Source organism: Candidatus Phytoplasma pruni (genome assembly GCF_013391955.1).
GTDB lineage: Bacteria > Bacillota_I > Bacilli_A > Acholeplasmatales > Acholeplasmataceae > Phytoplasma.
The window spans coordinates 14,455-26,072 of the sequence record NZ_JABUOH010000030.1; the positions used below are offsets into that span (position 1 = coordinate 14,455).

Annotated in this window: 8 protein-coding genes; 4 read left to right on the top strand and 4 right to left on the bottom strand. The window is 27.0% G+C overall.

Translation table 11 applies throughout. From position 1 onward, the window contains the following. The first annotated feature begins 452 nt into the window (after positions 1–452). Together HR065_RS01065 and HR065_RS01070 are read left to right on the top strand one after the other, a co-directional pair. Positions 453–941, top strand: coding sequence for a Panacea domain-containing protein (locus tag HR065_RS01065; RefSeq protein WP_178734075.1), 489 nt, complete (start codon positions 453–455; stop codon positions 939–941). A gap of 84 nt (positions 942–1,025) precedes the next feature. Beyond that, positions 1,026–1,673: a hypothetical protein gene (locus tag HR065_RS01070; protein ID WP_178734076.1), complete on the top strand. Its 648-nt coding sequence runs from the start codon at positions 1,026–1,028 to the stop codon at positions 1,671–1,673. Positions 1,674–1,907: 234 nt separating this feature from the next. Here HR065_RS01070 and HR065_RS01075 read toward each other — a convergent pair whose 3' ends face one another. The 4 genes from HR065_RS01075 to HR065_RS01090 form a co-directional block, all read right to left on the bottom strand. Beyond that, on the bottom strand, positions 1,908–3,716 hold the full coding sequence (locus tag HR065_RS01075) for an ATP-dependent metallopeptidase FtsH/Yme1/Tma family protein (protein WP_178734077.1): 1,809 nt from the start codon (positions 3,714–3,716) through the stop codon (positions 1,908–1,910). A gap of 30 nt (positions 3,717–3,746) precedes the next feature. Beyond that, positions 3,747–5,024 carry a DUF2963 domain-containing protein gene (locus HR065_RS03790; RefSeq protein WP_420885485.1) on the bottom strand — a complete coding sequence of 426 codons (1,278 nt, stop codon included), beginning with the start codon at positions 5,022–5,024 and terminating at the stop codon, positions 3,747–3,749. Further along, positions 4,943–5,872, bottom strand: a complete 930-nt coding sequence (locus tag HR065_RS01085) for a DUF2963 domain-containing protein (protein WP_178734079.1) — start codon at positions 5,870–5,872, stop codon at positions 4,943–4,945. The genes HR065_RS03790 and HR065_RS01085 overlap by 82 nt, the downstream gene beginning before the upstream one ends. A 72-nt stretch (positions 5,873–5,944) precedes the next feature. Further along, positions 5,945–8,290: a DUF2963 domain-containing protein gene (locus tag HR065_RS01090; protein WP_178734080.1), complete on the bottom strand. Its 2,346-nt coding sequence runs from the start codon at positions 8,288–8,290 to the stop codon at positions 5,945–5,947. A gap of 998 nt (positions 8,291–9,288) precedes the next feature. On the opposite strand from HR065_RS01090, the gene HR065_RS01095 reads away from it, so the two are divergent. Continuing rightward, on the top strand, positions 9,289–10,083 hold the full coding sequence (locus tag HR065_RS01095; protein WP_178734081.1) for an HAD-IIB family hydrolase: 795 nt from the start codon (positions 9,289–9,291) through the stop codon (positions 10,081–10,083). An 87-nt stretch (positions 10,084–10,170) separates the two neighbouring features. Continuing rightward, positions 10,171–11,316, top strand: coding sequence for an ATP-binding protein (locus HR065_RS01100; RefSeq protein WP_178734082.1), 1,146 nt, complete (start codon positions 10,171–10,173; stop codon positions 11,314–11,316). The last annotated feature ends 302 nt before the right edge of the window (positions 11,317–11,618 follow it).

Sequence of the window (11,618 nt, forward strand, 5' to 3'; positions counted from 1 at the left end):
TAATTGAAAAAAATGACAATAGCCCCTTTTTATGGAATATTTTAATTTTTTAACTTTAAGATGTCATTTTCTTATAAAACGAGATCTAAGTTATAAAATTAGGTCATAGATAAGTTTTAAAAAAGGGTATATAATAATTCCCCAGAGGATGTAGAAAACGTTGGAACCAAATATATATACCAAAACATACCAACAGGATCGTTAAGGAACTCTTTTAACCTCTGAAAAAACAACCAAAACCTTTCCAATAAATGATGAAAAGATTATTTTGATATAAAATATTAAAGTCAACAAAAACATTCAAATAAACGACCAAAAGAACTCCTAATTAAGCAATCAAACCTTCCCATAAAATCAATAAACAAAAAAAGCCGATAAAAAAACAAAAAATATTGACTTATTTTAAATAAAAAGGTATAATAAAGTTAATAGAAAAGGAGAATAGTAAAATTATGACAAACAAACCTCTCAATGTTTTAGATGTAGCTAGTTATATTGTTGAATATGCTAAGAAAAATAAAATTACAGACTTAACTAATATGAAGTTGCAAAAATTAGTTTATTATTCTCACGCTCAATATTTAATTGAAAACAATTACAACCCTTTAATAGATAACCCTATTGAAGCTTGGCCTTATGGACCAGTTATTCCTGATTTATATTTTTATTGTCGTCAATTTAAATATGATCCAGTAGAATCAATTGAATACGAAAATAAAAAGAAATTGAATGAAAATCATATTAAAGTTATTGACAATGTGTTAAATGCATACAGTTCTTGGACTGCCAAACAATTGAGTGAAAAAACTCATTCTGAAACTCCATGGCAAAAAGCCTTTCAAGATGATCGCGATTATAGTCAAAATGTTATCACCAACCAAGCTATTTATTCTTTTTATTTTAAACAATATCAAAAAAAGATGGCTTTAAATAAAAAATAATTGTTTTGAAAAATATTTCATTTTTCTTTTTAATCAATATTTTTTGCAAAAAAACAAAACACGTCTCCAAAAGGAAATTGATAAATGCCAAAACAGAGAATGAAAAATACAATAGGCAAAGAATATGAGGATCAAAAGTTTACTTTTGAGATTAGACCGGAAAAATTTATTAAAGGCGGTCTTTTTTCTTTTGATATTTACGAACCATCTAAACTTTTCAATATTATCATCGAATTGAACAATTATAAGCAATTCACTTGGAAAGAAATTATGAATGACAATTCTTTCCACTTTCATAAGTTAGAAGCCGAAAAAGAGAATAAAGGTTTAATCGAACAAAATTGCGAAGACATGCATAAACAAACCGCCGATCAAGAGGTATATCAAATTAAAATCATAGGCGAAGAAAGATTATTTTTTTATTATTCTAAAGGTATTTGTTATCCTATCGCATATGATGAATTTCATTTAATGTATAAAAATGCAAAAAATAAAAACAAAAAAACAACTATAATTCAAAAAATAATAAGAGAACCTATTGTGAAAATAAAAGCTAATTTAAATTTTAAATATAAGGATATATTTGAATTAATTGATCCTGGACACTATAATGAATATGAAACTTATAGCAAATTTAAACCAAGGATTAAAGAATATTTTGAAGAGGCTAAACAAATAATTGAAAATTCCCAAGCAAAAATGGAACAATTGAATAAAAAGAAAAAAAATTAGAATAATTTTAAGTTAATATTTATATTATTATTGAGTAGATTTTTCAATAATAAAAAATCATTCAAAAACGCAAACAAAAAAATGATATTTATCATAAAATCGAAAAAATTTAAATCCAAAAAAACTCTCTTTTAAAGGGAGTTTTTTCTTAGCACTATTAGAACCATATTAAACACCAAAAAAAAGAGGGATTATTAAAATCCCTCTTTTTGTTTTCTTTTAACATAAAAATATTTATTTTTCTTCTTGAACTAATTGATCTAATTCTTCTTTGTTAATGGTTTCTTGTTTTAATAAAATATCCGCTATTTTATCTAATAAAGCTTTATTTTCTTGTAGAATTTCTTGAGCTTTTTTATAAGAAGTATCAATTATTTTTTTAATTTCTATATCGACTGCTTTTTTATCTGAAAATTCAGAATCTTGAACTTGACCTAAAGGACTCATACCATATTTAGTTACCATTAAACGAGCTTTATTAGTAGCTGATTTGAAATCTGAATAACAACCGTTACTAATATTTTCATCACCAAACATCATTTCTTCGGCTGCTCTGCCGGCTAAAGAACAAATAATGTCGGCTTGAAGGCGTTTTTTAGATTGGAAAAATAATTCTTTTTCTTCCATGAATAAAACATAACCACCCGCATGTCCTCTAGGAACAATGGTGATTTTTTGTATTTTAGGAGCGTCTTTCACTTTTAAAGCGATAACAGCGTGACCAGCCTCATGATAAGCGGTTTCTCTTTTTTCTTCTTCGCTGTATTTACGGGATTTCTTCGCCGGCCCCATCCAAACCCTATCAATGGCTTCTTGTAGTTCATCCATTGTGGTCCATTCTTTTTGGTTTCTCACGGTTAGAATAGAAGCTTCATTTAAAACAGACGCTAATTCCGCTCCACTCATACCAGAGGTTTGTTTGGCTAATTGGTGAAAATTAATATCTGTGGATAATTTTTTATTACGAGCGTGAACTTTTAAAATAGCTTCTCTCGCTTTAACATCTGGTAAACCAACTGTAAATTGACGATCAAATCGTCCCGGTCTTAATAAAGCGGAATCTAGCATATCTAATCTATTGGTCGCCGCCATAACAATAATACCATAACTTTCGGTAAAACCATCCATTTCGGTTAATAATTGGTTAATAGTGCTCCCATCATCATTAGCGATAGAACCTCTTTTTTTACCAATAGTATCTATTTCATCAATAAATAAAACACAAGGCGCGTTTTCTCTAATTTCTTGAAATAATTTTCTCATTCTCGCGGCTCCAACGCCAAAATATTGATTTTTAAAATCGGCTCCTGTGACTGAATAAAAAGGCACTCCCGCTTCACCGGCAACCGCTTTCGCTAATAAGGTTTTACCGGTTCCTGGTGGTCCTGATAATAAGACGCCTTTAGGAATAGAAGCTCCCATATCTTTGTATTTCTTTGGTCTTTTTAAAAAGTCAATCAATTCTTTCATTTCTTCTTGTTCTTCTTCATTACCAGCGACATCTTTAAAGGTAAATAAAGATTTTTGCGAAGAGGAAACTTTAGGATCTTTATCAAGTTTACCTTTAGACGAACGTACAACAGATAAAATATAAAAAATCCAAATGGAAGAAGAAAAGATATGAATTTTACTTAACAAATAATTAAATAAACCGATAAACCAACTTAATAAATTAACATCATAAACATAAGTTTTTTTATCTTTAGGAAAATTATTGATAAAAACACTGATGTTATCTAAATTAACGTTAAATAATAATTGATCGTTTTTATCATAAGCCGCTAATTTATAATAAGTATAAGTTTTATAAAAAGGTTCTCCTTGAGGGTTAATACTGTCTACTTTATTGTATTTAATTTTAAAAACATTTTTATCATAAATTTTTGTTCTCGCTTCTGATAGAGGAATTTCTTTCTCTTTATCTAAATTCCATTTCCCTATATTAAAGTAAGAATTTAAGAAAAATAACCAAGATAAAATAAAACAAAACCATATTTTTTTTAAATGACGACGATAAAATTTTTTTAAACGTAAATGGTTCATTATTTTAAATTCCTTTCTAATTGTTAATGTTTAATTGTTATTGGTTATTAATATGCCATTTTGGTCATAATTAGTAGTTTCTATGATAGCTCCTGTTGCAGGATTATAAGTTGTAATAGTTTTAACATTATTATTTGTATCGTTCCAATATTCAGTTGTTTTAGTTAAATTTCCTGTATTTTCATCAAAATCGTAAACTAAAGAAGGATTGATGCCATCTTTTTTGTATTGTGTCGCTTTAGTAATTTTGTCTTTTACTTTAGGATCATATTCTATAACAGTTTCAATTTTATCTTCATTATCTTGATATTCTGTTTTTCTGACTTTATTTCCTGTTGTTTGATGGAATTCTGAAATTATTAAAGGTTTGGTATCGTCATTCTTTTTAAAAGTAGTTGTTTGGATTTTCTTGTTAGATGTATACAAATGAATAGATTGTATTTTATTCATATCTGTTCGATAATCTGTCTGTTTAGTTTTATGTTTGGTTTGTGAATTGTATTCTTCCACAGTTAAAAAATTAACTCCATCATTTTTGAAAGTTGTTATTTTTGTTTTTCTATTTGCTTTTTGTGGATCATATTCAATGATTTGTTCTTTTCTAATGTTATCTTGTTGATATTTTGTTTCTTTTTTGATATTTTTTGTATTTTCATCATAGTCATAAACTATTAAAGGATTGATACCATCTGGTTTATATTTCGTCCTTTTAGTAATTTTTTCGTCTTTTACATCAGGATCATATTCTATAACAGTTTCAATTTTATCTTCATGATCTTGATATTCTGTTCTTCTGATTTTATTTCCTGTTGTTTGATGGAATTCTGAAATTATTAAAGGTTTGGTATCGTCATTCTTTTTAAAAGTTGTAACTTGTTTTTTATTTTCTGTTCCAGGATAATTTTCAGTAACAGTTTTCTTTTGATTACTATTATCGCGATATTGTGTAATGGTTTGTATTTTTTGGTTCGTATCGTAAACAATAATTTTATCTATTTGAACATTTGTATCTTGATATTCTGTGCGTCGAACAACATTATTTGTGTTTTTATCGTGTTCTAAACATATTAAAGGGTTTTTACCATCAGGTTTGTATCTTGTCGATTGAGTAATTTTGTCTTTTACTTTAGGATCATATTCTATAACAGTTGCAATTTTATCTTCATTATCTTGATATGTTGTCTCTCTTATTTTATTGCCTGTATTTTCATCGTAGTCGTAAACTTTTAAAGTTTTGTTATCATCATTTTCTTTAAAAGTTGTAACTCGTTTTTTATTTTCTGTTCCAGGATAATTCCAGGATAATATTCAGTAAGAGTTTTCTTGTTATTACTATTATCATGATAATCTGTACGTCGAACAACATGGTCTGTGTTTTGATCGTATTCTAAAACTGTTAAAGGGTTTTTACCATCAGGTTTAAATAAAGTGACATTTATTTTTTTACCGTCTTGTTGTGGATTGTAAGCAATAATTTCTTTAATTGACTCATTTTCATTTTGATATGTTGTTTGTTGACTTTTAAATCCTGTTCCTTTATCATACTCTAAAATAACTAAAGGATTTTCTCCATCTGGTTTCAAACTGGTGGTTTTTATTATTATTTCTCTTTCATAATTTTCAGGATCATATTCAGCAATAGTTTTCTTTTTATCACTATCATTTTGATAATCTGTTTGTTTTATTTTTTTCCCTTGTTTTGGTTCATATTCAACAATAATTAAAGGGTTTCCGCTTCCATCATTTTTTAAAGTTGTTCTTTTGATTGCGTTTTTGGTGTTTGTATCGTATTCACAAATTTGACCACTTTCGTTTGTGAATTGAACTTTGATTAATTGGTTGGAATCATATTCTTGAATTGTTCCATCAGGAAATATTTTTTTAATTATATTTTCTGTTACTTTATCATATACAATAACCGTTCCATCTGAAAATTGTCTTTGAACAGTGTTGGGATTTGTATTTGAGGGTTGATTATTAATGTCTTGCTGATTGTTTTCTGTTGAATTGTTCATTGGTGCAGAAGGACTTATTTCTTCATCCTTGGAACGTGTTATTTTCCAAGCGAGAAGGATAGTTACATTTAACAAAACAAAAGCTAATATGACGATAATTATTTTCTTATTTTTATGAATAAATTCTTTTATTTTAGTCATTTTCCTTATTTTTTATTATATAAATTGGTACCTTTCTTTTGTGAAATGTTAGATTGTATATTACATTATGATTTAATGTCGTTTTGTTTCTTTAATCGTTATACCATCGTCTTGATATGTAATTGTTGTAATTTTAGCTTGTGTTGTTGGATCATATTCTTCAACAGATGCAATTTTGTTTTCATTTTGTTTATATCTAGTTATTTTCTTTTTATTTCCTGTATCAGCATCAAAATCTACAACGATTGAAAGTGATGTTCCGTCTGATTTGAAATGTTTTTCTTGTTTTTTTCTTTCTTGGATATTTGGGTTGTATGTATAAAGACATTCAATTAAGTTCGCTTCATCTTGATACTCTCGATATTCTATAATATTGCTCGTATCTTTATCATATATTGACATAATTAAAGGATTTATTCCATCGCCTTTAAATTCAATTTCTTTGATTAATTTATCTGTTGTCGGGTCATATTCTTTAGTTAATTCAATTATATTTTCGTCATCTTTGTATTGTATATATTTTTCTTTTTTACCCTTATCATTAAATTCGGTAACTTTTGAAGGCGTTTCTCCGTCTGCTTTAAAATCAGTTATTTTGTTTAGTAATTGGTCTTGTGAAGGGTTATAATCTATAATTTGTGCAATTTTATCGTTATTTGTGTTATATTTCTTTTGTTGTAGTCGATTTCCTGTGTTTGGGTCAAAAGTTAAAAAAGCTGAAATATTTGTTCCGTTTGCTTTAAATTCAGTGTAATTTATTTTTTTATTTTCTGTTTCTGGATTAAAATTAATAATATTTCTAATTATATTATTTTCATTTTGATATGTTTTTTGTTCCAATTTATTGCCTGTGTTTTCATCGAATGTTAAAACAGTTAAAGGAGTTTTACCATCCGCTTTGAAATTTGTGATTTTTGTTTTTTTATCTTGAATTGCAGGATTATAATCGATAACAAAATTAACACAATTATTTGACGTTTGATAATGTGTTTCTTGTTTTTTATTGCCTGTTATTGGATCAAACTCTAAAACAATTGAATGGTTTATTCCATCGCCTTTAAATATGGTTTCTTTTGTTTTTTGATCTTTTTTTTCAGGATTATAATCAATAACAGCTTCTATTGTATCCGTTGTATCTCTATATTTAGTTTGTCGCAATTTATTTTGGGTTTTTTCATGATAATCTGTCATAACCAAAGGTTTGTCGTTCTCTTCTTGTTTATAATCGATCACTTGTGTCATGAAGTTGTTTGTCGCAGGGTTATAATTTATAATTTGTTCAATTTTATCACTATTATCTCTATATTTAGTTTGTCGCAATTTATTGCCTGTTGTTGGATCAAATTCTAAAACGATTGAATGTTTTATTCCATCCTCCTTCAATAAGGTTTCTTTTGTTTTTTGACCTTTTGTCGCAGGATTATAATCAATAACTTTTTTCTTTTTATCTATGTTTTCGTGAAATTGCGTTTCTTGTTGTATATATCCTGAATTAGAATAATATGTTTTATGAATTGAAGGAGTTAAACCGTCTATTTTGAATTGAGTAAATTGTGTTTTTTTATCTTGATTTGCAGGATCGTAAAGCGTCGTATGTTCTATCTTTGGCGAATTATCTCTATATTTAGTTTGCGAAGTTAAATAACCATGCTGCTCATCGTATTCTAGAACCACTGAAGGACTTATACCATCCGCCTTAAAACTTGTAATTTTTCTTTTTTTATCTTCTTTTGATGGATCATAATCTGTAATAATTTCAATTTTTTCATTATCTTTTCGGTATTCTGTTTGTTTTAATTTATTCCCTGTTGTTTCATCATATTCTAACACAATTGAAGGTTGTGCACCATTCACTTTGAAATGTGTAATTTTCTTTTTTCGATCTGCTTTGCCTGGATTAAAATCAATAATATATTCAATGTTATCGTTCTCTAGACGATAATTTGTTTGTTTTAATTTATTTCCTGTTTTTGAATCAAAATCTGAAACAATTAAAGGTTTTTTGCTACCGTCTGATTTTAAAGTGGTTACTTTAGTTAATAATTTTGTTTGAGGATTGTATTCGCATATTTCACCATTTCTTATAGCGAATTGTTCTTTAATTAATACCTCATTTTCGAATTCTTGAATCGTACCATTAGTAAAAATTTTTTTAATTATTTTTTCAGTATTTCTATCGTATATAATAATTGTTCCATCAGCTTCTTGTTTTTGGATGGTGTTAGATTGTTCTGTTTCCGTCGATGGTTGGTTATTATTTGTTTCTGTTGAATTGTTCATTTCTGCAGACGGACTTATTTCTTCATCCTTGGAATGCGTTATTTTCCAAGCGAGAAGGATAGTTACATTTAACAAAACAAAAGCTAATATACCGATAATTAGTTTCTTATTTTTCTTAATAAATTCTTTATAATTCAAAATCAAAACCCCTTTCTCAATCATTTTCAATTAATAATTTAAAAAAATAAATTATTAAGAATGATTATACACAAAAAAAAAAAAAAACAAGTAGATGCGCTTTTTTACTTGTTTTTTTATTTAATTTAATAGAAATATTGCATTTTGATTAAGCAAAAATTATTTTTTTAATTAAAAAGTTTTAATTTATAAATAATATTAACTTGATATAGTATAAAAAACCTTTTTATTTTTTAAAGAACTTAAAAAAATCAATAAATAACTAATTATTTTTTCTTATCAACTCTCTTTTACTTAATTTTTATCCAACTTTTAACTTTTTTATCAAAGATTTAGCATTGATAAGACAAATCATTAAAGGTTTAATAAGGGTACATCAAAGGATATATAAAACTTCAATAAGGATTTAATAAAGGTTTAATAAGGGTTTATTAAAGATTTATTAAAAAAATAAACATAAAAACTCTCTTTTAATTAAAAAAGTTATTTTTTCATCTCTAAAAAAGACCAATCTTGAAACAAAAAACCTTCTTTATCTTTAAAAATGTATTCTTTTTGATCAAATTAACCTCATTATTGTATTTTTATATTAAAAAAAGGATACAATTTAACCTTTTTTCATGAAAAAACGTTAAATTAGAAGAAAAATTAAGCATTATATGCTTTTTATAACAAAAAACCTTTCAAAAAGATAGAAAAAGTGCAAAAGCGGTTGATAATTGTATAAAAATATTAAAATTTTGCCTTTTTTCAATTGCTTTCAATTAAATATTTAAAAAAGACATCACTTATTCAAAGGTCTCCAAGCGAACTTTATTATTTGTTTAAAAATGACATTAACTCATGCATAATCATTCCAATAAAAAATATCCATTAAACAAAAGAAACATTACTAAAACAAAATAAGTATAAAAAAACAAGCTTTTTGATATAATTATTATTAATGTTTATAAATAAAATTATTTATTTTAATATATTTTAGAAAAGGTTATTATCTCATGAATATGAATCCAAAAAGACTATTTTTTTTCGATATTGATCATACTTTATATTACAATGAACAAAAAGAAATTCTTTCGCAAACTAAAAAACTCTTAATTCGTTTATCTCAAAACCCTAATAATATTTTAGGTATCGCTACCGGAAGAAGTTATCGCGGAACTAGAGTTTTAAAAGAATTAACACCTTTATTTAAGTATTTTGTTGTGTTAAACGGCGCTATCACTTATGAAGGTGATAAAATTATTCAAGATACTCCCATTTCTTCAAAAGATGTGATAGAGTTGAACCAAAAAGCTCTCGAAAAACAAATTTTAGTTGTCAATGTTGAAGCTCAAAAGAAAGGCATTTTAGAACAAAAAGATCCTGATTCTCAACAATTTATGCAAGACATAATTGCTAAAAAAACTAGTAAAGCGTTTAATTTGCTAAATTTAGATAAACCCATATATAAAATGAATTTATCGCATGCCAATCATGAAGTGATTGTTGAATTTTTAAAAGATTTCCCTCAATTACATGCTTATTTTTGGAAAAATGGAGTTGTTAGTTTGAGTGCTAAACAAGTTAATAAAGCTTATGGCATTCAACCAATTCAACAAAAATACCCCGATTATCAATTAATCGGAATAGGAGATGGGTGCAATGATATTGAAATGTTTCAAGCTGCTCATCTTTCTATTGTTATGAATAACACTAAATATCCTTATTTAAAAAAAATAGCTCATTTAATAGCTCCCACTATTGAAGATAATCAATTATATGCTTTTTTCGTTCAACATGGTTTAGTTTAATTTTTGAATAAATAGAGCTTCAAGATTGATATTGTTTGAGAAAAGAATCAACTTGTTTTAAATTAAAAAAAAGAGAGGCTTGGAGTAATGTTTAACGACAATGAAAGAGTTATTATTACCAAAAAATCAAAAACTGATTTAATTTTAACTATTGTATCAATTATTATTTCTATTGCTATTTTTTTTATTTCAGTAAGTTTTTATAAAAACGAAAAAAGAGCTTCGATAGAATTAAAAGAAAAACGAAATGCAAAAATGAAACAACAACAAAAAGCACAAAATGAACAAATGCAAAAACAACACAAAGAAAATATCGATTTACAAAGAGAACAATTTGAATTTCAAAAAACACTTTATGCTCCTTCGCCTGAAGATGAAAAACAACAAGTCAACAAACATTTTGAAATCACGCCAGTTGACAAATTATCCGGTTTCTTATCTATCGACAAATTAGACGGTTTGCAAAAAGAAAAAGAAGCTTTAAAAGAATTCATTTTATACATCAAAAACCCCGCTGAAGCTAAACAATTCGGTTTAAAACCACCCACAGGAGCACTATTTTACGGCGTTCCAGGGACTGGTAAAACAACTTTAGCTCGTACTTTAGCCAAAGAATCAAAATTACCGTATATTGAAATTATTGGTTCTGAATTTTCTAAAAAATATGTTGGCGAAGCCCCTAAATTAGTTAAAAACCTTTTCGCCAAAGCCCGTGATTTAGCTGAAAAAAACAACGGAGTAATTGTTTGTATAGATGAAGCAGAAGGGGCTTTTCGTGATTTAAGTTCTTACGATTCTCATAATGGAAGTCGTACCGATGTTGTCAATCAATTCAAATCTGAAATGACTTCCATGAAGAATAATCCTGATAAACCTATTTTCTTAATTGGTACTACCAACCATATTAACCAAATAGAACCTGCAATCATCGACCGTTTTACTTATAAAATTGAAGTTTTCTTGCCTGAATTAGTTGCTGTTCAAGCTGCTCTTGCCCGCTTAGCTAACAAAATGAAAATAACTGACGAAGCCAAAACCTATTTACAAAACGAAATGGCAACTAAAATCCATCAACACGACGAATTAAGATCTTTCAGAAGTATGGGGAATTACATACAAAAAGCCGGTTATATAGCTTTTTCTAAACCAAAAGAACAGATTGACAAACAAGATCTTGATGAAGCTTTTGACGCTCTAAAGCCGAATAATAATCCAAACAGGCACAACAATTAATTAAAAAAACCTCTCCAAAAGGAATCAAAATCAAAACTACTAATTAACAATCCGATAGAAATAAGGACGTAATAAAACATCAATAAAATGAAATTCTTTTACAACTCCGTAAAAAGGGTCTTTTTTCTATACCAACAATATAGAAATTATCCTTTATCAGATATATCTATTGACTATCAATAACTATACAATCATCCAGATAAATCACTTATCCTTTATCAAAAGGCAGCTTATTTTGTTATAATATTATTACGTTACAAGTATTTATTGTCCATCATCTTTTTTGCAATATTACTCTTTTT

Bases quoted from the DNA above. Each gene is read 5' to 3' on its own strand.
- HR065_RS01065 (WP_178734075.1), top strand. From the start codon at position 453: ATGACAAACAAACCTCTCAATGTTTTAGATGTAGCTAGTTATATTGTT.
- HR065_RS01070 (WP_178734076.1), top strand. From the start codon at position 1,026: ATGCCAAAACAGAGAATGAAAAATACAATAGGCAAAGAATATGAGGAT.
- HR065_RS01075 (WP_178734077.1), bottom strand. From the start codon at position 3,716: ATGAACCATTTACGTTTAAAAAAATTTTATCGTCGTCATTTAAAAAAA.
- HR065_RS01085 (WP_178734079.1), bottom strand. From the start codon at position 5,872: ATGACTAAAATAAAAGAATTTATTCATAAAAATAAGAAAATAATTATC.
- HR065_RS01095 (WP_178734081.1), top strand. From the start codon at position 9,289: ATGAATATGAATCCAAAAAGACTATTTTTTTTCGATATTGATCATACT.
- HR065_RS01100 (WP_178734082.1), top strand. From the start codon at position 10,171: ATGTTTAACGACAATGAAAGAGTTATTATTACCAAAAAATCAAAAACT.